Source organism: Streptomyces sp. DSM 15324, from assembly GCF_001514285.1.
In the GTDB taxonomy this organism is placed as follows: domain Bacteria; phylum Actinomycetota; class Actinomycetes; order Streptomycetales; family Streptomycetaceae; genus Streptomyces.
On the sequence record NZ_KQ949035.1, the window covers coordinates 186610 to 207409 of the forward strand.

The following is a 20800-nucleotide window of genomic DNA, read 5'->3' on the forward strand; positions in this document are numbered from 1 at the left end:
CCGGAAGCCCCTTCCCCTCCCCCTTCCTGCTTCTTCTCCCCGCTCTCTTCTCCTTCTCCCACTCGGCTCGACCCGAACCAGAGGTGATCACACGCATGCCCACGAACACCCCCTTCGCCGCATCGTCCGCCGACCCGGCCCACGGCTCCCGGCTCGACGTGGCCGCGGACCTCCTGGCCCTGCTGCGCGAGGCCGGCACCGAACCACGCCCCGACATCCAGCTGGAGGCCCTCGCCCTCGCCGTGGCGGCCGATCTGCCCGTGCTGCTCTGGGGCGAGCCGGGGATCGGCAAGACCGCCGCCCTGACCCAGCTCGCCGCCACCCTGGATCTGCCGCTGACCACGGTCATCGCGAGCGTGCACGAACCCTCCGACTTCTCGGGACTGCCCGTCGTCGGGGACGACCCCGCCGAGCAGGGGGTCCCGCTGGCCCCGCCGGACTGGGCGGTACGGCTGGTGCGGGCCGGCCGGGGGCTGCTGTTCCTCGACGAGCTGTCCACGGCCCCGCCGGCCGTCCAGGCAGCGCTGCTCCGGCTGGTGCTGGAGCGGCGGATCGGCGCCCTGCGGCTCCCGCCGGGCGTGCGGATCGTGGCCGCCGCCAACCCGCGGGCCTCCGCGGCCGACGGCTGGGAACTGAGCCCTCCGCTGGCCAACCGGTTCGTGCACCTCCCGTGGCACCACGACCACGAGGTCGTCGTACGGGGCCTCGGCGGGACCTGGCCACGGGCGACCCTGCCCCGGTTCGACCCGGAGAAGCTGCCGCAGGCCGTGGCGTACGCCCGCCGGGCGGTGTGCGCGTTCCTCACCGCGCGGCCGCCGCTCGTCCACCGGCTGCCCAGTGGCGAGACGCGCCGGGGCGGACCGTGGCCGTCGCCCCGGAGCTGGGAGATGACCCTGCATCTGATCGCCTTCGTGACATCTGCCGGTTCTTCGCGGGACGTGCTCTCCCTGCTGGTCCGGGGCACGGTGGGGGACGGTCCGGGGCTGGAGCTGCTCGCGAGCCTGGACCGGCTGGACCTGCCGGACCCCGAGACGCTGCTCGCCGATCCGGCGAGTGCCGAGCTGCCCGAGCGCGGGGACCTCCGGCAGGCCGTGCTCGACGGGGTGGTGGCCGCCGTCCGGGAGCGTCCCGACAAGTCCCGCTGGGACGCGGCCTGGGCCCTGATGGTGCGAGCGGTGGAGACGGGGGCACCGGACCTGGTGGTGGTCCCGGCGACGAGCCTCGCGGCGCTGCGCTGCCAGGAGTGGCAGGTGCCGGCCTCGATCGAACAGCTCGCCGGGGTCGTCTCGCTGTCCCGGCGGGCGGACCGGGCGGCGGCACGGGCGGCGGCCCAGGCGAAGGCATGAAGGGGACACGGCGGATGAAGGACCGGGATGCGGACGACGCGGCGCCCCTGGACCGCGACAAGCTGTTCAGCGCCCGGCTGCAGGCCGCGCGGGCCCGTCCCTACCTGGCCACCGCGCTCTTCGCCCTGCAGGTCGTCGAGTCCCGGCAGGTTCCGACGATGGGCGTCGACCCCCACTGGCGGTGCTATGTCTCGCCCGCGTTCGTGGCGCGGATGCCGGTGGAGGAACTGGCGGCGGTCTGGGTGCACGAGGTCTCGCACCTGCTGCGCGACCATCACGGGCGCAGCGACCGGGTGGCCCGGGAACGCGGACTGACCGGGCCCGGGGAACGGCTGCGGATGAACATCGCGGCGGACTGCGAGATCAACGACGACGTCTACGGCGACGGGCTGGTCCGGCCGTCGGGCGCCGTCGACCCGGAGTTCCTGGGGCTGACCGAGGGCATGCTGATGGAGGACTACCTGCGGTGTTTCACCCTGGGGGCACGCACCCAGGACCTGGCCTGGCTGGACTGCGGCAGCGGTGCCGACGGGCTGGCGCGGGAGTGGGACCTCGGCCCCGAGGGCACGCACGGGCTGAGCGAGCAGGAACGGGACGCCGTCCGCTTCCGGGTGGCGCAGGGCATCAAGGGCCGTCCGGGGAACGCGCCGCAGCGGTGGCGGCGGTGGGCCGAGGAGGCGTTCCATCCGCCGCAGCCCTGGCGGGAGCTGCTGGGCGCGGCGGTCCGTTCGGCCGCGTCGGGCGCAGGCGGGGGCGAGGACTACTCGTACGGGAGGCCGTCGCGGCGCTCGTCCGGGGTGCCCGGAGTCGTCCTGCCGAGCCTGCGGCGGCGTCCGCCCCGGGTGTCCGTGATCATCGACACGTCGAGGTCGGTCAGCGACGCCGAACTGGGCAGCGCGCTGTTGGAGGTCGCCGCGATCTGTCGTGCGGTGGGCGGGCGGCGGGACCTGGTCACCGTACTGCCGTGCGACGCGGACGCCCCGTTCGCGCACTCGCTCTGCCGGGGCGAGGGGATCGCGCTGATGGGCGGCGGGGGTACGGATCTGCGCACGGGCTTCGCGAGGGCGCTGCGGACGCGGCCCAGGCCGGATGTGATCGTGGTGCTGACGGACGGTCAGACGCCGTGGCCCGAGGCGCGTCCGGCGTGCCGTACGGTCGTGGGGCTCTTCTCCCGGCCCGGGGGCGGCGCCTGGCGGGAGAGCGACCCCGACTACGTGCCCGACGCGCCGCCCGACTGGGCACGGGTGGTGGACATCGGGTGAGCGTGGACGACGACGGATGAACGGTGACGGGCCGTCGGCGCGGGGGGCTCACCGGCCCGCTCCGGCTGCACCTACTGTGCGGCCATGGAGATGAGATGCACGCAGTGCCAGGGGTTCGAGCTGGAGCCGGGGTTCGTCGAGGACGCGGGGGACCACTCCCGGGGCTACGCGCGGTGGATTCCCGGGCCGCTCCAGCGAGGGATCTTCGGCGGGGCCAAGCGCCTGGGCCGGCCCCGCTTCCGGACAGACGCCTATCGCTGCCGTGCCTGCGGTCACCTGGAGTTGTTCGCACCGCACCGGGTGTGACACGGGCGGGGACCTGGACCAGGACCGCTACCGCGGCCGGGACCAGGACCCCGACCGGATCGGCGAGCCCCTCCGTTGACGCCCTGGGCGACCGGCTGCCGAGGACGTGGCGGCCGATCCCGCCTAGGCTGGAAGCCTCGCCGGAGCGGGTCGGGACAGGGAGGCTGTCATGGCCGATGCCGACGGCTATCTGCCGATCGCCGAGCACGGGCTGATCGGTGATCTGCGCAGTGTGGCCCTGGTGGGGACGGACGGCACGATCGACTGGTACTGCTGTCCCGCGTTCGACTCGCCGAGCGTGTTCGGGTCGGTCCTGGACGCCCGGCGGGGCGGCTCGTTCGAGCTGGCGGCGGCGGTGGCGGCCCGTACGAAGCAGTTCTACTTCCCCGACACCAACGTCCTGATCACCCGGTTCTTCACCGGGGACGGGGTGGGTGAGGTGCAGGACTTCATGCCGGTGACCGGCGGGTCCGCCGAGGTCGAGCGGCACCGGCTGATCCGGCGGGTGCTGTGTGTGCGCGGCGCGCTGCCGTTCCGTACCCGGGTGGCGCCCCGGTTCGACTACGGCGCCAGTGCGCACACCGTCCGCCTGGTCGAGGGCATGGCGGTGTTCGAGTCCGAGAAGCTGGCGCTCTCCCTGACCTCGACGGTGCCCCTGGAGTGCGACGGGCCGGACGTGCGGGCGGACTTCAAACTGGCGGAGGGCGAGTCGGCGGTGTTCGCCCTCGACCAGGTGGGCGGCGAGGTCAACCCGCGCCGGTGCGCGCGCACGGAGGCCGAGGAGCAGTTCGCGGCGACGGTGACGTACTGGCGGCGCTGGCTGTCCGCATCCCGGTACCGGGGCCGCTGGCGGGAGATGGTGCACCGCTCCGCGCTCACCCTGAAACTGCTCACCTACGCGCCCACGGGGGCGATCGTGGCCGCGCCGACCACGAGCCTGCCCGAGCAGCTGGGCGGCGAGCGCAACTGGGACTACCGCTACGTCTGGGTGCGCGACGCCGCGTTCTGTGTGTACGCCCTACTGCGGCTGGGGTTCTCGGACGAGGCCGGGGCCTTCATGGAGTTCGTGACCCGGCACATCACCCCGGGCGACGGCAAGCCCTCCGGGCCTTTGCAGATCATGTACGGCATCGACGGGCGCACCGACCTGTCCGAGACCGAGCTCACGCACCTGGAGGGCCATCAGGGATCGGCCCCGGTACGGGTCGGCAATGCCGCCGCGGACCAGCTCCAGCTGGACATCTACGGCGCGCTGATCGACTCGGTGTATCTGTACGACAAGTGGGCGCGACCGGTCTCCAGCGACCAGTGGGACGACGTGTGCGCCCTGGTCGACTGGGTGTGCGCCCACTGGGACCAGCCGGACGAGGGCGTGTGGGAGACCCGGGGCGGCCGCAAGAACTTCCTGTACTCGCGGCTGATGTGCTGGGTGGCGCTCGAACGGGCGATCCGGATGGCGAACCGGCGCGGACTGCCCGCCGACCTGCCCCGCTGGCAGAAGGCCCGCGACACCATCTACCGGCGCATCCACACCCGTGGCTGGTCGGCGCGGCGGCGGGCGTTCGTCCAGCACGAGGACGGGGACGTGCTGGACGCGGCGGTCCTGATGATGCCGCTGACCAAGTTCATCGCGCCGACCGACCCCAAGTGGCTCTCGACGCTGGACGCGCTCACCGAGGACCTGGTCTCCGACTCCCTGGTCTACCGCTACGACCCGGTGGCCAGCCCCGACGGGCTGCGCGGCGACGAGGGCACGTTCTCCATCTGCTCGTTCTGGTACGTCGAGGCGCTGGTGCAGGCCGGGCGGCTGGACGAGGCACGACTGGCGTTCGAGAAGATGCTGACCTACGCCAACCACCTGGGCCTCTTCGCCGAGGAGATCAGCCAGACGGGTGAGCAGCAGGGGAACTTCCCTCAGGCGTTCACCCATCTGGCCCTGATCAGCGCGGCCTTCACCCTGGACCGGGCCCTGGGCTGACGCCTACTTCCCCCAGATGGTGCGGTACGCCTGCCGGTAGCCCGTCGGGTCCCAGGAGGTGGTGCCGGCGCTGTTGTCGGCGGTGGCGATGTGGACGGGTGCCGTGTAGCCGCTGGCGGGCGCCCCGGAGAAGGCGCGGTTGAACTCGTCGACGATCTGCCAGCCCTGGAGGGACAGCGGTTCCGGCACGGTGGCGGCCTGGTACTGGCGGCTGTTGATGCGCTGGAAGGCGGAGGGGTCGCCGTCGCCCGCGCCGATGTTGTACGGCGGCCCGGCTCCCTTCTTCCCCGCGGCGCGGAAGGCGGGGGCCGCGTCGGCGAAGTACAGGTCGTTGATGGCGACGGAGTGGGTCCACCGGGCGCCGAAGCGGGCGAGGAGGGAGGAGATCTCGCGGGGGGTGCGGCTGCCGGCGTCCGGGATGGGGATGTTGGGGTAGGCGAGGAGGCTGACCCCCGGGCAGGTGGCGAGTTCCTTCCTGATCAGCTCGGACTTGTTCCTGGCGAAGGGGATCGAGGCGTCGGTGATCAGGACGACCCCGGCGCGGCCCTGCGAGTGGGCGATGATCCAGCGCGCGCTGATCTCGGCCACCTCCTCGACATGGGTGGTGACATTGGTGAACAGCTCGGGCCGACGGCTGGGGCCGGGGGCGGCCAGGGCGTGCCAGCCGATGAGCGGGATGCCGGCCCGGTTGGCCCGCGCCACCTGTTCCGAGGTCGAGTTCGGGTCGAAGCCGCCGATGACGATGCCGGAGGGTCTGAGGGCGACGGCCTCGCTCATCGCCGACTGGAGGCCGGCGGGAGTGCCGCCGCCGTCGATGACCCGGACGTTCCAGCCGATGACCCGCGCGGCCTCCCGCACGCCTTTCGCGACGCCCGCGACGCCGGGGTTGGTCATGGTCTGGGCGACGTAGACGAGGGTCTTGCGGGGCACGGCCCGCGGTCCGGTGGTCGGCCCGTCCCAGGGCACGTCGGTCTGCTCGGCCCGCAGGACCGAGGCCTGCGCGGCGGCGTGGACGGCGCGGCAGCCGTTGGGGCCGGTGGGAGTGTCCCCCGAGGTGTCCGAGGAGCCGCGCTGACAGCCGGCGAGGGCGGTGACCGCCGCCAGCAGCAGGGCACAGGAGCCGGTCCGGGCGGTACGGGCGCCGGGGGTGGCTCTGCGGTTGCCGTGCACGGGTACTCCTCGCGGGAGAGGGACGGACGGAGAACAGGGGGGCCAGGTGAGGCCCCGGGGCCGGGTGGGGAACTACGGGGAGGGTTCGGGGTCGGGCGGTGCGTCGCGGGCTGCGCCCACACCGCCGCTCAGTCGGCGGCGGCCGGCGTAACCGGCGAGGCCGACGGCGAGGAGCAGGGTGCCGCCGTAGAACAGCGGGACCGTCCAGAAGTCGGCGCCGAGCTGTCCGATGCCGGTGAGGCCGACGGCGAGGACGGTGACGGCGACCAGGGTGCCGAGGGCGTTGGGCCGGCCGGGCTTGATCGCGGTGGCGCCGAGGAGGGCCCCGGCGAAGGCGGGCAGCAGGTAGTCCAGGCCGACGCTGGGGTTGCCGATCTGCTGCTGGGCCGCGAGCAGCACCCCGGCGATGCCGACGATCAGGCCCGACGCGGTGAAGGCGTACACGGTGTACTTGCGGGTGGGGATGCCGAGGAGGTCGGCGGCGCGGGGGTTGGAGCCGACGACGTACAGGTACCGGCCGAGGGGCAGCCGTTCCAGGACCAGCCACAGCGCGGCGGTGAGGGCGAGGACGTAGAAGGCGGGGACCGGGAGGCCGAGGAACGTGGAGTCGTAGAGGTCGGTGAAGGCCGGCGGGAGGCCCTGGGGGCCGGGGACGATCCGGCCGCCGTCGGTGACCCAGCCGGTCAGGGCGTAGAGCATGCTGCCGGTGCCGAGGGTGGCGATGAAGGAGTCGATCCGCCCGTATTCGACGATCACCCCGTTGAGCACGCCCACGGCGGCCCCGCCCGCGATCACCGCGAGCGCGGCGAGCGGCCAGGGCCAGCCCTCGTTCACGATCAGCTCCATCGCCATGACGTGGGCGAGCCCGAGGGCATAGCCGAGGGAGAGGTCGAACGCGCCGGTCACGATCGGGATCGTGGCGGCGAGGGCGAGGATCGCCGGGATCGACTGGGAGGACAGGATCGAGTCGAGGGTGTCGAGGGTCGGGAAGGTGCGGGGCAGGGCGAGGGAGAAGACCAGGACGAGCAGGGCGGTGAGGGCGAGCAGGCCGTAGGCGCCGACGAGGTGCCCGCCCGGTCGGCGGGGCCGGGGCGGGGTGGGGGCCGTCACCGGCCCGGGTCCGTCCGGGGCGGGGGCACGGCGGAGGCGGCGCGGGTCAGCGCGGCGGCGGTGAGGGCCGCGCCGCTCAGCTCGGCCGTCACGGCGCCCCGGACGAGGACGAGGGCGCGTCGGCACACACTGACGACCTCGTCGAAGTCGGTGGAGATCAGCAGGACCGCGAGGCCCGCGGCCAGCGCCTCGTCGAGCAGGCGGTGGACGGCGGCCTTGGCGCCGATGTCGACGCTCGCGGTCGGCTCCTCCAGGATCAGCAGCCGCAGGTCCGCGCTCAGCCAGCGGCCGATCACGACTTTCTGCTGGTTCCCCCCGGACAGGGTGGCGAGAGGCGCCTCGGTGTCGTGGGGGCGCACCGCGAACCGCTCGACGAGGGCGGCGGCCTCGGCGCGTTCCCGGCGCGGGCCGAGCCAGCGGGGTGCGGGGCGGCGTCCGGTGGCGGGGTTGGCGAAGAGGTTCTCGCGCACGGTCAGGTCGGCGAGGCAGGCCTCGCGCAGCCGGTCGCCGGGCACGAAGCCGACGCCCTGCCGTACGGCGTCGGCGACCGTGCGGGGGCGGTACGGCCGCCCGTCGAGCCGTGCCTGCCCGGCCAGGGGCGGGCGGGCCCCGGCGAGAGCCCGGCCGAGTTCGAGGTGCCCGGCACCGGAGAGACCGACCAGCGCGAGGGCCTCCCCGGCCCGCAGAGCGAGGTCGACCGGGCCGGCGCCGGTGACCCGTACGGCTTCGAGGGTGAGGAGCGCGGGGGTGGGCGTGGGGGTAGGGGTGGGGGTGGATGCGGGGGCCGGGCCGCCGGGACCTGGGCCGTGGGCCGTGGGCGGGGGCTCCTCGGGGCGGGGGCCCCGCTCCGGGGCATGGGTGGCCGGCTGTTCGGTCCCTGGAGCGGCCGGCTGGGGGCCCACGATGTCATGCACCAGGCGGGCGGGGCCGTGCTCCGCCAGCAGGCCGTGACCGACGAGGTGGCCGTCGCGCAGGACGGCGAAGGTGTCGGCGACCTCGTAGACCTCGTCGAGGCGGTGGCTGACGTAGAGGACGGCGTGTCCGCGGTCGCGCAGGGCGTGCAGGACGCCGAAGAGCCGGGCGCAGTCCGGGGCGGGCAGGCGGGCGGTCGGCTCGTCCAGGACGATCAGCCGGGCGCGGGCCGCGAGCGCCCGGGCGATGGCGACCAGGGACCGTTCGGTGGGCGCCAGCCGGGCGACCGGGGTGTCGGGGTCGACGTGGGCGGCGACGGTGTCCAGGGCGTCGGCGCACCGCTCGCGGGTGCGACGCCAGGAGACCAGTCCGGCGCGGCGTGGATAGCCGGTGCTCAGGGCGATGTTCTCGGCGACCGTCATCCAGTCCACGAGACCGAGGTCCTGGTGGATGAACGACATACGGCGGGCGGCGGCCTGGCTGCCGAGGGGGTGCCCGTCCACCGTGATCCGTCCCGCGTCCGCGTGGTGGACGCCGGCGAGGATCTTGATGAGGGTGGACTTCCCGGCGCCGTTGGGCCCGAGGAGGGCGAGGACGCTGCCCGCGTGGACGTCCAGGTCGACCCCGGCCAGCGCGAGCGTCCCGCCGAACCGTTTGCCGAGCCCGCGGATGCGGACCAGGGGCTCCGACGCGAGGGGCGCGGCCGCCGGGGCGGACGGGTCGGAAGCGTCGCACATGGGGCGATCCTATCGGGATCATTCATGTCATTTCGGATATTCGACTCGGCTGGGCGCCTCAGACGCCGTCGAGCCCGCACTCGGCCCAGATGACCTTGCCCTCCGGGAGATAGCGCGTGCCCCAGGTCCGGGAGAGCTGGGCGACGAGGAAGAGGCCGCGCCCGCCCTCGTCGGTGCTGGCCGCCCGGCGCAGGTGCGGGGCCGTGTTGCTGGAGTCGGCGACCTCGCAGATCAGGGAGCGGTCGTGCAGCAGCCGTACCCGTACGGGCCCGGTGCCGTGCCGGATGGCGTTGGTCACCAGCTCGCTGAGGATCAGCTCGGCGGCGAAGGCGGCCTCGTCGAGTCCCCAGTCGGTCAGTTGTCTGATGGCCGCGGCACGGACCTCGCCGACCCGGGCGGGGTCGGCGGGCAGCTCCCAGGTGGCGATCCGACCGGGGTCCAGGGCATGGGTGCGGGCGACCAGCAGGGCGATGTCGTCACACGGATGGGCGGGCGCCACCGCGTCCAGGATCGCCTGGCAGGTGTCCTCGGGGGTGCGCTCGGGGTGGTGGGCGAGGGCCCCGCGCAGCTGGTCGAGGACCAGGTCGACGTCACGGTGGCGGTCCTCGATGAGACCGTCGGTGTAGAGGACCAGCTGGCTGTCCTCGGGCAGGTCGATCTCGACCGCGTCGAAGGGCAGTCCGCCGAGGCCGAGGGGCGGTCCGGCGGGCAGGTCCGGGTAGGTCACACCGCCGTCGGGGTGGACCAGCGCGGGCGGCGGGTGTCCGGCTCGGGCCATCACACAGCGCTGCGAGGTCGGGTCGTAGACGGCGTACAGACAGGTCGCGCCGATGATGCCCACGCCCTCGCCCTCCCCCTCGGGGGCCTCGCGGTCGAGGCGGCCCACGAGGTTGTCGAGGTGGACGAGGACCTCGTCGGGCGGGAGGTCGAGTTCGGCGAAGCTGCGGGCGGCGGTGCGCAGCCGGCCCATGGTGGCGGCGGAGAGCATGCCGTGGCCGACGACGTCGCCGACCAGGAGGCCTATGCGCGCGCCGGAGAGCGGGATGACGTCGTACCAGTCACCGCCGACGTCGGCCTCGGCGGGCAGATAGCGGTGGGCGACCTCGACGGTCTCCTGGTGGGGCAGCCCGTGCGGGAGCAGCCGGCGCTGGAGGGCCAGGACCATGGCGCGCTCATGGGTGTAGCGCCGCGCGTTGTCGATGGAGAGGGCGGCGCGGGTGGCGAGTTCCTGGGCCAGCGAGCGGTCGTCGTCGCCGAAGGGGGCGGGTTCCTGGGCGCGGTAGAAGCTGACGACACCCAGCACGACCCCGCGTGCCACCAGGGGGACGGCGATGAGCGAGTGCACCTGGGTGAGCAGGGTCCCGGTGTGCTCGGGGTCCTGGGCGAGCCAGCCCGCGGCGCTCGCCAGGTCCGGTTCCAGGACCGCCTGTCCGCCGGTCAGCGCGCGCCGCTGGGGCGCGGTCGGGCCGAAGTCGGTCCGCCTGCCGACGGGGGTGAAGGGCAGGTCGTCGCGGAGGCCGTGGATCACCGTCCGGCGCAGGTCGCCGACCGGGTCGGTGGACTCCTCGCCGCGCAGGACGGCGTCGGGCAGATCGACGGTGACGTAGTCGGCCAGGCGGGGGACGGCCGTCTCGGCGAGTTCCTCGGCGGTGCGACGGACGTCCAGGGTGGTGCCGATGCGGGCGCTGGCCTCGGACAGCAGTTCCAGCCTGCGGCGCGCCGCCAGGGCGTAGGCGCCGACCTGCGGCTCCCCGACCAGGACGAGCCCCCGGGCGGAGGGCGGCGGCTCGGGGGAACCGTTGGCGGCGGCACCGAGGCCGTCGGCGGTGACGCCCGCGACGCCGACGCCGTCGGCCCCGACGCCTGCGACGCCGTCGGCGGTGATGCCTGCCGCTGCGGCTCCGGTGACGGAGACAGCCGCGGTTCCGGCACCGACTGCGCCTTCGGCTCCCGCGCCGTTGACTGTCGCTCGTTCGCCTCCTGCGCCGTCGACCGTGGCGTCGTCCTCCGCTGCGCCGCCGTGCCCGTTCGGCGTGTGCCCCACCGGTGGCGTGAGAGAGAGCCGGTCGAGCCGCGAGACGGCGGCGACGACGGCCGGCTCGACGGGGAATCCGACGGGGAGGTCCGGCAGCCGCTCGTCACCCCGGCCCGGTACGACGAGCGGTTCCCTGGACGCGAGGCGTTCCCCGGGCGTGGAGCCCGGCAGGACCGCCTCGATGGCGACGCCCTCCACGCCTGAAGCGCTCCGCATCGGGCGGCTCACGAGGGTCACCCGCCGCCCGTCGGGCAGCGATACGTCCACGGCGGCCCGCTGGGCGCGGGAGATCAGCTCGGTGGCCTTCTCCATGAGCAGCGCCCGGTCACCGGGGCGCAGCCGCAGGTGCGGCGCACTCCCCTCACGGCCGTCGGCCGCATCGACTTCGGTGTCGGCTTCGGTGGCCAGGTACGCCCGCAGCAGTGCGCGTTCGCGCGCGGAGCTCTGTCCCAGCAGCCGGCGTTCCATGGCGCGGGCCGCCTTGCGGATCACGCCGCTGAGCGCCGGGGTCTCGAAGCCGCGCGGGTAGCCGAAGCACAGGACGCCCTCGATGCCGCCGCTGAGCGGATCGCGCACGGGCAGCGCGACACACGCGTTCGCCTGGGCGCGCTCGGCGAAGTGCTCGGCGCCGTAGACCCGGATGAGCCGGCGTTCGGCGAGGGCGAGACCGATGCCGTTGGTGCCGGCGACCCGCTCGGCGAACACGAAGCCCGGGACGCGCTGGATCGCCGGAAGATCGTGGGCCATGGACGCCTCGCCGAAGCGGCGCAGCAGGACCGTCCCGTTCGCGTCGGCGACGGAGATATTGATCTTGCTGCCGGAGAACAGGGACTCCAGCCGGTCGAGCACCGGCGCGGCCGCGCGGACGATACGGCCGTCCGCCTCGAAGTCGTCCCGGAAGGGCAGGTCGGACCGGTCCGGCGAGAGTCCCAGGGTCCGGCAGCGCTGCCAGGAGTCCAGAATGGAGAGCCGTACGCCGCGCTCGACGGACTCGCCCTGCAGAAACCGCTCACGGAACAGCGCGGGACCCGTGCCGTGCGTCGCACGCCCCACAGCGGCCTGCTCTCCTTCGGATCGAAACACGCCTCGCCTCACTCGGGCCCGCGTCCACTCGCCCTGTGGCCCCGTCCCCCTCCGGTCGCAGATGACCGGAGAACTATTTAATCCGACATTGAAGAGCATACGGACATAAGCGGCGTGAGTCATGGGCCGCCCGCGTTGGTCCGCGACGACCTCCGCCCGCCCCTCACGTGCGGTGACGTCCGGACGGCCGGTCGTCACAGAACGGCGACGGGGGTGACGGGCGACCCGGGCCCGTCGGGATGTTCAGCGGCGCCAAGACGAGCAGGAGTCCCCTGTGGAAGCCCGCGCTGAGCGCGCCGGTGCCCCACGGTCCGCGTTCCGTACGACGGCGGACCTGCCCCGTGCGCAGCAGCACCGCGTCCCCCTCGCCGAGCGTCGCCCCGAGCGCCGCCTTCGCGGCGAGGACGTCGCGGCGAGGACGTCGCGGGCGTGCACCGCCTGCCCCGGTGTCGGCCAGGGGACCCCGAGCGCGGTGGGCGGATCGAGCAGCACCCCCTCGTCACCGGGGCCCCAGTTCCGCCACCGCGCCGAAGCGGGCGCCGCCGACGGTGACGGCCTCGCATGCCGTACGGCCGTCGTGGAGCAGGCCCCGGTAGCCGATGCGGGAGAGCGCATCTAGAGGCGTGATGGCTCGGTGTCCTTGAAGGTCGATTCGATGGAGTGCGACTGTAGAGAAGGGTCCTTCCTCCACAGCGATCTACTTCGGATCATCAACGCGTCAAAACCAGCCAACCGCATGTGCGGGCGCACCTTCAATAACTTCCCTACAGCAGCGGCGTCAGCGGAACCTCGACGCGCCCCTGGGGGCTCGCCCCCCACTCGGACGCGTCTCGCGTGCCGCGCGGCTGCTGTCCTGCGGCGAAACCACCGACCCGGCACCGCTGCCGGAGGTGCTCTCCCCGCACTGCGGTGACCACCTGTACGTCAACTGCCTGGTCATGTGGCGCGTTTCATAGCCGCCGCGGAGGCCGCGAGCCCAGTGCCCGCGAACGGCTGACACCGGGACCCGGCCGCCGCGGGCGTTCGGTACACCGTCCGCGGTGGTGCTCCCACGCCGTTGGTCACCCGGGGCTTGACTCCCCCTTCCCGGCCCGGCGCCTGCCCACGGGGATACATAAACCATCCTAAAATGGAACAAATAATCCATCGACGATCGAGGGCAACGTGTCGACCAACGGTGTGGCGTCGGACTTGCACCCGTTCGGCGCCGCAAGTGTCGGCGAAGCGCCCGAGCGCGACGACGCGCTGGTCAGTGCCGTCGTCGGTGCCGTGGAGCTGACCGGAGCGCATACCGGAAGCGTGTTTCTGCTCTCCGGCGACCACCGCTCGCTCGTAGTGGCCGCGTCGTGCGGGACGCCGCCCTCCCTGCTCAGCGGGTGGCGTCGGATCCCGGTGAACAGCCGTCTGCCGGTGGCGGAGGCGTACCGGCGCGGGCGCATGGTCCACCTGGCCGGCGCGGAGGAGACGATGCGGCGCTTCCCCCAGCTCTCGGTCGCCCTGCCCTACCCGTTCGGCTCTGCGTCGGTCCCCGTACGGGCGGGCGAGCGGACCTTCGGCACCCTGGCCGTGGTGTGGACGGCCAGGCCGGACGGGACAGGGCTGTCGAGGGCGCAGCGTCGGCGGCTGCGCTCCGCCGCCGACCGGCTGGGCACCGCCCTCGACGGACTGCGGGCCCGCGGCGCGTTCGGCGAGTACGACGAGCGGACACCCCCGGTAGTGGTCCCGCTGCCGTCCGCTCCGGTGATCAGGGTGGGCCTGTTCGACTGGAACCTCGACACCGGAGCCCTCACGGCCGACGACGAGCTGTGCGCGATCTTCGGAATGCCGCCCCGCGAGTTCGACGGACGGGCAGCCACCCTGGCGGCCATGATCGAGCCCGCGGATCTGCCCGGCTTCCGGTCCGCCGCCCGTGCCGCGGTCCAGGAACGCCACGTACTGGCACACTGCCTGCGCATCCGGGACGGCCGCGGAGGCCACCACACCGTCGAGCTGTGGGGCCGGATGCCCGAGAGCCCTGACGGCCTGGAGGCCTCGGCCCATCTGATCGGCGCCGTACTCGACTCCGGGAGCCGCATGGCCGCCGTGGCGGCGATCGAGCGGCTCGCGGACGGCTTCTTCACGCTCTCGCCCGACGGACGCCTCGCCTACGCCAACCACAGCCTGGAGACTCTGCTGCGGGTCCGCTTGGACGAACTGCTCGGCCGACGCCCCTGGGACGTCCTGCCCTGGCTGGCCGATCCCGTGTACGAGGACCGCTACCGGGCCGCCCTGGTCTCCCAGCAACCGGTCTCCTTCCTGGTTCGCCACCCATCGGACAAATGGCTGGTCTTTTCCCTCCACCCAGGCGCTCAGGGCATGACGGGGTGGGCCGCACCGGTGCGACAGCCCGTCCCGGCCGAGACCGGCCCCGGGGCAATCCTCACGGAAGGGGGGCCGCCCGCCTCCTGGTCGCCTCCGCCCGCAGCCCCGCGCGTGGGTTCCCTCTACCGGGTGCTCACGCTGGGCAGCGCGCTCACCGAGGCGGTCACCGCGCACGAAGTGTTCGAGGCCGTCGCCGAGCAGCTGCTGCCCGCTTTCGGCGGCCAGAAGCTGGCGATCACCGTGGTGGAGGAGCGACGCCTGCGCCTGCTCGATCAGCGCGGCTACTCGAAGCACTTTCTCGCCCGGTTCGAAGGCACTCCGCTGCATGCCCGGCTGCCCGTGACGGACGCGCTGACCTCCGGGGCCCCGTTGTTCGTCGAGTCCCGTGAGGAGCTTCTCGAGACCTACCCCGGGATCATGGTCAGTCCGTCCAACTCCTGGGCGTTCCTGCCCTTGATCGCCTCGAACCGCCCGGTCGGCGTCTGCCTGCTCGGCTTCGACGACGTCCACCGATTTCCCGACGAGGAGCGCGGAGTCCTCACCGCACTGGGCGGCCTCATCGCCCAGGCCCTGGAACGTGCCAGGCTCTACGACGCCGAGTTCGCCCTCGCCCGCGGCCTGCAGAACGCGCTGCTGCCGCACCGGCTGCCCACACTGCCGGGCCTTGGTGTCACTGGACGCTATCTTCCGGGCACCAGAGGGATGGACATCGGCGGCGACTGGTACGACGTCATCCCCACCGGCGACGAGGTCGCGCTGATCGTCGGGGACGTCGAGGGCCACAACGTCGCGGCCGCGGCCGCCATGGGCCAGCTGCGCAGCGCGGTACGGGCCTTCGCCACCGCCGGCCACCGGCCGAGCGACGTCGTCGCCAACACCAACCGGCTCCACATGGACCTCGACCCAGCGCTCCTCGCAAGCTGCTGCTACGCCCGCCTCCACCCTCGCTCGGGGGTCGTGCGCATCGTCCGTGCCGGGCACCTCCCGCCCTTGCTGCGCCTGCCCGACGGACAGGCCGAAATCCTGGATGTGCCAGGCGGCCCTCTGCTCGGCATCGACGCAGCGGCACACTTTCCGGAAACGGAGCTGCGCCTCGTACCCGGGTCGGTCCTGGCCCTGTACACGGACGGACTGATCGAGAGGCGTGACTCGGACATCGGTTCCGACGTCGACCGGCTCCGCGCATCGCTGGCCCGCATGGGCGGAGGCGGCCTGGAGGATCTGGCCGACGCACTGCTGCGGAGTGCCTGCCGGTCCGCCGACAGGGTGGACGACATCGCCCTCCTGCTCACCGAGTGCGCCCCGCCACCGCGGACGCGGACAAAGCCGACGTGCGCACACGCCGGCTCCGGCCCGACGCCGTGAGGCAGCCCGCTCTCCGACGCCGCTGTCACCTGCCATGTCGTGCACCATGCGGACAAGGGGTGGTCCGTCGGTGCCCTCGTCACGCAAGGAACGACAACCGCACCTGCCGACGAGGATTGTCCCTGTTCGTGTCCACGAGGCACACCGACTGCCAGGTGCCCAGTTCCAGCCGCCCGGCCACCACGGGCAGGGTCGCGTGGGGCGGCACGAACGCCGGCAGGACGTGGTCGCGGCCGTGGCCGGGGCTGCCGTGGCGGTGCTGCCAGCGGTCGTCGGCGGGCAGGAGGGTGTGCAGGGCGGCGAGGAGGTCGTCGTCGCTCCCGGCGCCCGTCTCGATCACGGCGATGCCGGCGGTGGCGTGCGGGACGAAGATGTTCAGCAGGCCGTCCCGCTCTCCGGCGGCCTCCCGCAGAAAGGCCTCGCAGTCCTGGGTGAGATCGACGACCCGCTCCCGGGTGCCGGAGGCGATGTGCAGTACTCGGGTGGTGAACGCGTCTGACATGCCACCATCCTGGCCCACGGACGGGTCCGGGGAAGATCCGCCCGACCCACATTGTTAGTTGAGGCGTGAACAACGTACCTGAGGTCGGGATACCCGGGGTGGGCATCCGTGAGGTCGACGTCGTGGTGATCGGAGCGGGCCAGGCGGGGCTGGCCGCGGCGTATCACCTGCGGCGCACCGGGTCCGAGCCGGAGCGCGACTTCGTGGTGCTGGACCACGCGCCCGGTCCGGGCGGCGCCTGGCAGTTCCGCTGGCCCTCACTGACGTACGGCAAGGTGCACGGGATGCACGCGCTGCCGGGCATGGAACTGACGGGGGCCGATCCGGCGCGGGCGTCGTCCGAGGTGATCTCCGGGTACTTCGCCGCCTACGAGCGGACCTTCGACCTGCGGGTACGGCGTCCGGTGGACGTACGGGCCGTGCGCGAGGGGTTCGGTGGGCGGCTGCTCGTGGAGACCTCGGGCGGCGCCTGGTCGACACGGGCGCTGATCAACGCGACCGGCACCTGGGACCGGCCGTTCTGGCCGCGCTACCCGGGCCAGGAGACCTTCCGGGGCCGGCAGGTGCACACGGCCGGCTATCCGGGGCCCGAGGCGTTCGCCGGGCAGCGGGTGGTCGTGGTGGGCGGGGGCGCCTCCGGCACCCAGCACCTGCTGGAGATCGCCCCGTACGCCGCCGCCACGGCCTGGGTGACACGGCGGCCTCCGGTGTTCCGCGAAGGGCCCTTCGACGAGGAGGCCGGCCGTACGGCGGTCGCGCTCGTGGAGGAGCGGGTGCGGCAGGGGCTGCCGCCGAGGAGCGTGGTGTCGGTGACGGGGCTGCCGTTGAACGACGCGATCCGGCAGGGGCTGGCGGACGGGGTCCTGGACCGGCTCCCGATGTTCGACCGGATCACCCCGGAGGGTGTGGAGTGGGACGACGGACGCCGTGTGGACGCCGACGTCATCCTCTGGGCGACGGGCTTCCGGCCCGCCATCGACCATCTCGCACCGCTGCGGCTGCGCGGTCCGGGCGGCGGGATCCGGCTGGAGGGCACGCGTGTGGCCGCCGATCCGCGGATCCATCTGGTCGGCTACGGGCCTTCGGCGAGCACCATCGGCGCCAACCGGGCCGGCCGGGCCGCCGTACGGGACATCGGACGGCTGCTGTCCGAGGGGACCGGGAAGCCCCGGCCCGAAGCCGAGCCGGAACCGGCGCCGGAACCCGAACCCGGGACCGAGCCGGAGGCGGCCGCCGCCTGAGGTTCCCTCGCGTCAGCCCGCCGCCTTGGCCGACGCGCTCTGCCGGTTACGGTTGAACTCGGCCACATTGCGCAGGTGCTCCTGGTAGTTCGCGGTGAAGCGGGTGTCGCCGGGCTTGACCGTGACGAAGTACAGCCAGTCGCCGGGGGTGGGGCTGAGGGCGGCGTGCATGGCCTCCTCTCCGGGATTGTCGATCGGTGTCGGCGGCAGCCCCATGCGCTGGTAGGAGTTGTAGGGGCTCTCGATCCGGGTGTCGCTCTCCGTGGTCCGCACCGTGGACCGGTTCAGGGCGTAGTTGATGGTGGAGTCCATCTGCAACGGCATGCCGCGCGCCAGCCGGTTGAAGACCACCCGGGCCACCTTCCCCATGTCGGCCTTGGTGGCGGCCTCCGCCTGGACCAGGCTGGCGATGGTGACGGCCTGGTAGACGTTCATCGCGCCCCGCTGGGCGCCCGCGGTGACCGGTGCCCCGTTGAACCGCTTGTTCGCCGTGTCGACCATGTAGGCCAGCAGCGCCTGCGGCGTCGTCTTCGCGTCGAGCGGATACGTCGCCGGGAAGAGATAGCCCTCCGGGTTGCCGTCGGCGTCGTCCGGCAGCTTCAGGCCGGCCTGGGGCAGGGCCTTCCTGGTCGTGCCGGCGGGCAGGGCGAGGGCCTTGTCGACGGCCTCGTAGACCTGGCTCGCGCGCCAGCCCTCGGGGATGACCAGGGCCGTCGGCTTCTTCGGTGCCTCCGGCACCACCTTGTGCCCGGTGCTCAGCAGCGGCACCGCCACGGCGGTACCGGCCACGACGGCTCCGGCCGCGATAAGGGCGAGCCGGCCCCGGCGCGTCAGTCGAATCGTGCTCCGTGGCGGAGTGTTCATCTGCATGCGGGCACGGTAACGCTCATATCGTCACAAATCCGGTATAACCGGTCATGGGCTTGGCCGTTGTCAGCTTGTCGGCTCCAGGCTGGCGTCCCGCCGCACCAGGGCCGCGTACCGCCCGTCCCGCTCCAGCAGTTCCTCGTGCGTCCCCCGTTCGACCAGCCGGCCCGCCTCGAGGACCACGATCTGGTCGGCGTCACGGACAGTGGACAGCCGGTGGGCGATGGTGAGGGTGGTGCGGTCCGCGGAGAGCGCGTCGAGGGCCTCCTGGACCGCGTGCTCGGTGCGGGTGTCCAGGGCGCTCGTCGCCTCGTCGAGGATCAGCACCGGCGGATCGCGCAGGATGGTGCGGGCTATCGCCAGGCGCTGCTTCTCACCGCCGGAGAAGCGGTGGCCGCGTTCGCCGACGACCGTGTCGTACCCGTCGGGCAGGGCGGCGATGTGGTCGTGGATCTGCGCCGCGCGCGCGGCGGCGTACAGCTCCTCGTCGGTGGCGTCCGGTTTGGCGAAGCGCAGGTTGTCGGCGACCGTCGCGTGGAAGAGGTACGTCTCCTGAGAGACGACGCCGACCGCGCGGGCGAGGGTGTCGAAGTCGAGGTCGCGGACGTCGACCCCGTCGAGGGTGACCCGGCCGCCGGTCACGTCGTAGAGGCGCGGCACCAGGTGCCCCAGGGTGGACTTGCCGGCGCCGGTCGGGCCGACCACGGCGAGGCTTCCGCCCGCGGGGACGGTGACGTCGATGCCGTCGAGGACGGGACTGCCCTTGTCGTCGTAGGCGAACACGACCTTCTCGAAGCGGACCTCGCCCTTGATCTGGTCCAGGTGGACCGGGTCGGTGCGCTCGGTGATGTCGATGGGGAGGTCGAGGTACTCGAAGATGCGCTGGAAGAGCGCCAGGGAGGTCTGGATCTGCACGCCGGTGGCGAGCAGGCTGACGGCGGGGCGGAACAGGCCCTGCTGGAGGGAGACGAAGGCGACGATCGTGCCGAGGGAGACGTCCGGCCCGCCGAGCTGGAGGGCCAGGCCGGCCGTCCAGTAGATGACCGCCGGCATGGCGGCCATGACGATGGAGATCACGGCCATGCGCCAGCGGCCGGCCATGTTCGACTTCACTTCCAGGTCGACCAGCCGCTCGGACTCGTCGGCGAAGGAGCGGGTGAGCGAGTCGGCGCGGCCCATGGTGCGGCCGAGCAGGATGCCGCTGACGGAGAGCGACTCCGTGACCGTGGCGGCCATGGCGGCCATCTGTTTCTGGCGCTGGGTGGTGATCTTCTTGCGTTCGTTGCCCACGCGGCGGCTGATCCAGACGAAGACCGGCAGCAGGAGCAGGGAGACGACGGTCAGCCGCCAGTCGAGGGCGATCATCGCGATGATCGTGGCGACCACGCTGGTGAAGTTGGAGACCAGGGAGGTGGCCGTGGAGGTGACGGTGGCCTGCATGCCGCCGATGTCGTTGGCGATGCGGGACTGCACCTCGCCGGTACGCGTGCGCGTGAAGAACGCCAGGGACATGCGCTGGAGCCGGCCGAAGACCGCGGTGCGCAGGTCGTGCATGACGCGCTGGCCGACGGTGGTGGAGATGAGGGTCTGCAGGACGCCGAAGACGCTGCTGAGCACGGCGCTGAGGATCATGCCCAGGGCGAGCAGGCTCAGCAGTCCGGTGCGGCCCTCGGGGATGGCGACGTCGAGGGTCTCCTTCAGCAGGAAGGGCGTGGCGACCGAGACCAGCGACGAGGCGCCGACGAGGACGCCGACGACGGCGAGCCGGCCGCGGTAGGGACGGAAGAGGCCGACGATACGGCGGACCTGCCGGGGCTGGCCCTCGCTGTCGACGGACGGGATCCAGGATGCCGGTGTGTCGGGATGCATGGGCTCCTACGGGAGGTGAGCGGGCGGATCGAGCTGACCATAGATCATTGTTACCTGTACTCACAATGAACGGCATCCTGATATTGTTCCCGTATGACCACCCCCGATTCCGACAGCGTGCTCGCCGAGCAACTGCTGAGGTTCACGCGCCGCGTGCACCGCATCCAGAAGCGGCACATCGAGCAGTGCGGCATCGGCGTGACCCCGGCCCAGTCCCGGCTGCTGCGCACCCTGGCGTGCTACGGCTCGCCGCCGCGGATGGCCGATCTCGCCGAGCGCCTGGAGGTGGTCCCGCGCGCGGTGACGACGCTGGTCGACGGCCTGGAGGGGGGCGGGAAGGTACGGCGGGTGCCGGACCCCACGAACCGCCGGGTGATCCGCATCGAACTCACCGACGACGGCCGGGAAGCACTGCGCAACCTGCGGGCCGCCCGGCGGTCGGCGGCCGAGGAGATCCTCGCCCCGCTGTCGGGCGGGCAGCGGGAAGTACTGGGTGACTTGCTGGACACGCTCGTGGACGGGGTGCCGGAGGGGCGCCACCGGTAGAGCGGCAACGGTTCACGGGCGGCTGCGGGTGGTTCGTGGCCGATCGCGCGTGGCCGATCGCGCGGTTCCCCGCACCCCTGCAAGGCCGGACCAGTGGTCCCGCCTCAAAA

15 protein-coding genes are annotated in these 20800 nt (G+C 73.0%); 8 read left to right on the forward strand and 7 right to left on the reverse strand.

Annotation, left to right across the window (positions count from 1 at the left end; all coding sequences use genetic code 11):
* Positions 1-95 precede the first annotated feature (95 nt).
* The 4 genes from AQJ58_RS33575 (at position 96) to AQJ58_RS33590 (ending at position 4892) form a co-directional block, all read left to right on the forward strand.
* Positions 96-1346 carry an AAA family ATPase gene (locus AQJ58_RS33575; RefSeq protein WP_067256992.1) on the forward strand — a complete coding sequence of 417 codons (1251 nt, stop codon included), beginning with the start codon at positions 96-98 and terminating at the stop codon, positions 1344-1346.
* A 14-nt stretch (positions 1347-1360) separates the two neighbouring features.
* Complete coding sequence (locus tag AQJ58_RS33580; RefSeq protein ID WP_067256993.1) at positions 1361-2608, forward strand: vWA domain-containing protein; 1248 nt, start codon at positions 1361-1363, stop codon at positions 2606-2608.
* Positions 2609-2698: 90 nt separating this feature from the next.
* Positions 2699-2914: a hypothetical protein gene (locus AQJ58_RS33585; RefSeq protein ID WP_420712200.1), complete on the forward strand. Its 216-nt coding sequence runs from the start codon at positions 2699-2701 to the stop codon at positions 2912-2914.
* A gap of 169 nt (positions 2915-3083) precedes the next feature.
* Positions 3084-4892 (forward strand): glycoside hydrolase family 15 protein, encoded by a 1809-nt coding sequence (locus AQJ58_RS33590; RefSeq protein ID WP_067256995.1) that lies wholly within the window; start codon positions 3084-3086, stop codon positions 4890-4892.
* Between the two features lie 3 nt (positions 4893-4895).
* On the opposite strand, the gene AQJ58_RS33595 is transcribed toward AQJ58_RS33590, so the two are convergent.
* From AQJ58_RS33595 to AQJ58_RS33610, 4 genes are all read right to left on the reverse strand, one after another.
* Entirely contained in the window at positions 4896-6062 is a 1167-nt protein-coding gene (locus AQJ58_RS33595; RefSeq protein ID WP_067256996.1) for a substrate-binding domain-containing protein, read from the reverse strand.
* Positions 6063-6134: 72 nt separating this feature from the next.
* Positions 6135-7172: an ABC transporter permease gene (locus AQJ58_RS33600; protein ID WP_067256997.1), complete on the reverse strand. Its 1038-nt coding sequence runs from the start codon at positions 7170-7172 to the stop codon at positions 6135-6137.
* Positions 7169-8821, reverse strand: a complete 1653-nt coding sequence (locus tag AQJ58_RS33605; protein ID WP_067256998.1) for a sugar ABC transporter ATP-binding protein — start codon at positions 8819-8821, stop codon at positions 7169-7171. The genes AQJ58_RS33600 and AQJ58_RS33605 overlap by 4 nt, the downstream gene beginning before the upstream one ends.
* Positions 8822-8879: 58 nt before the next feature.
* Positions 8880-11939: a SpoIIE family protein phosphatase gene (locus tag AQJ58_RS33610; protein ID WP_067256999.1), complete on the reverse strand. Its 3060-nt coding sequence runs from the start codon at positions 11937-11939 to the stop codon at positions 8880-8882.
* 274 nt (positions 11940-12213) lie between these two features.
* Here AQJ58_RS33610 and AQJ58_RS45740 point away from each other — a divergent pair, with 274 nt between their 5' ends.
* Positions 12214-12558, forward strand: a complete 345-nt coding sequence (locus tag AQJ58_RS45740; protein ID WP_067257003.1) for a hypothetical protein — start codon at positions 12214-12216, stop codon at positions 12556-12558.
* Between the two features lie 545 nt (positions 12559-13103).
* Positions 13104-15665 (forward strand): SpoIIE family protein phosphatase, encoded by a 2562-nt coding sequence (locus AQJ58_RS33620; protein WP_234360371.1) that lies wholly within the window; start codon positions 13104-13106, stop codon positions 15663-15665.
* A gap of 79 nt (positions 15666-15744) precedes the next feature.
* Here AQJ58_RS33620 and AQJ58_RS33625 read toward each other — a convergent pair whose 3' ends face one another.
* Positions 15745-16167 (reverse strand): secondary thiamine-phosphate synthase enzyme YjbQ, encoded by a 423-nt coding sequence (locus AQJ58_RS33625; RefSeq protein WP_067257007.1) that lies wholly within the window; start codon positions 16165-16167, stop codon positions 15745-15747.
* 104 nt (positions 16168-16271) lie between these two features.
* Here AQJ58_RS33625 and AQJ58_RS33630 point away from each other — a divergent pair, with 104 nt between their 5' ends.
* A complete protein-coding gene (locus AQJ58_RS33630) occupies positions 16272-17408 on the forward strand; it encodes an NAD(P)-binding domain-containing protein (protein ID WP_079079403.1) in 1137 nt (378 codons plus the stop codon).
* Positions 17409-17420: 12 nt separating this feature from the next.
* Here AQJ58_RS33630 and mltG read toward each other — a convergent pair whose 3' ends face one another.
* Both mltG and AQJ58_RS33640 read right to left on the reverse strand, forming a co-directional pair.
* Positions 17421-18278: an endolytic transglycosylase MltG gene (mltG, locus tag AQJ58_RS33635; RefSeq protein ID WP_067257008.1), complete on the reverse strand. Its 858-nt coding sequence runs from the start codon at positions 18276-18278 to the stop codon at positions 17421-17423.
* A gap of 63 nt (positions 18279-18341) precedes the next feature.
* Positions 18342-20144 carry an ABC transporter ATP-binding protein gene (locus AQJ58_RS33640; protein WP_067257010.1) on the reverse strand — a complete coding sequence of 601 codons (1803 nt, stop codon included), beginning with the start codon at positions 20142-20144 and terminating at the stop codon, positions 18342-18344.
* Between the two features lie 93 nt (positions 20145-20237).
* Between AQJ58_RS33640 and AQJ58_RS33645 the strand changes: the two genes are divergently transcribed.
* Positions 20238-20690, forward strand: coding sequence for a MarR family winged helix-turn-helix transcriptional regulator (locus tag AQJ58_RS33645; RefSeq protein WP_067257012.1), 453 nt, complete (start codon positions 20238-20240; stop codon positions 20688-20690).
* Positions 20691-20800 lie beyond the last annotated feature (110 nt).

Excerpts from the sequence above, each read along its gene's own strand:
- AQJ58_RS33575 (WP_067256992.1), top strand. The coding sequence starts at position 96 with ATGCCCACGAACACCCCCTTCGCCGCATCGTCCGCCGACCCGGCCCAC.
- AQJ58_RS33580 (WP_067256993.1), top strand. The coding sequence starts at position 1,361 with ATGAAGGACCGGGATGCGGACGACGCGGCGCCCCTGGACCGCGACAAG.
- AQJ58_RS33585 (WP_420712200.1), top strand. The coding sequence starts at position 2,699 with ATGAGATGCACGCAGTGCCAGGGGTTCGAGCTGGAGCCGGGGTTCGTC.
- AQJ58_RS33590 (WP_067256995.1), top strand. The coding sequence starts at position 3,084 with ATGGCCGATGCCGACGGCTATCTGCCGATCGCCGAGCACGGGCTGATC.
- AQJ58_RS33605 (WP_067256998.1), bottom strand. The coding sequence starts at position 8,821 with ATGTGCGACGCTTCCGACCCGTCCGCCCCGGCGGCCGCGCCCCTCGCG.
- AQJ58_RS33625 (WP_067257007.1), bottom strand. The coding sequence starts at position 16,167 with ATGTCAGACGCGTTCACCACCCGAGTACTGCACATCGCCTCCGGCACC.
- mltG (WP_067257008.1), bottom strand. The coding sequence starts at position 18,278 with ATGCAGATGAACACTCCGCCACGGAGCACGATTCGACTGACGCGCCGG.
- AQJ58_RS33640 (WP_067257010.1), bottom strand. The coding sequence starts at position 20,144 with ATGCATCCCGACACACCGGCATCCTGGATCCCGTCCGTCGACAGCGAG.
- AQJ58_RS33645 (WP_067257012.1), top strand. The coding sequence starts at position 20,238 with ATGACCACCCCCGATTCCGACAGCGTGCTCGCCGAGCAACTGCTGAGG.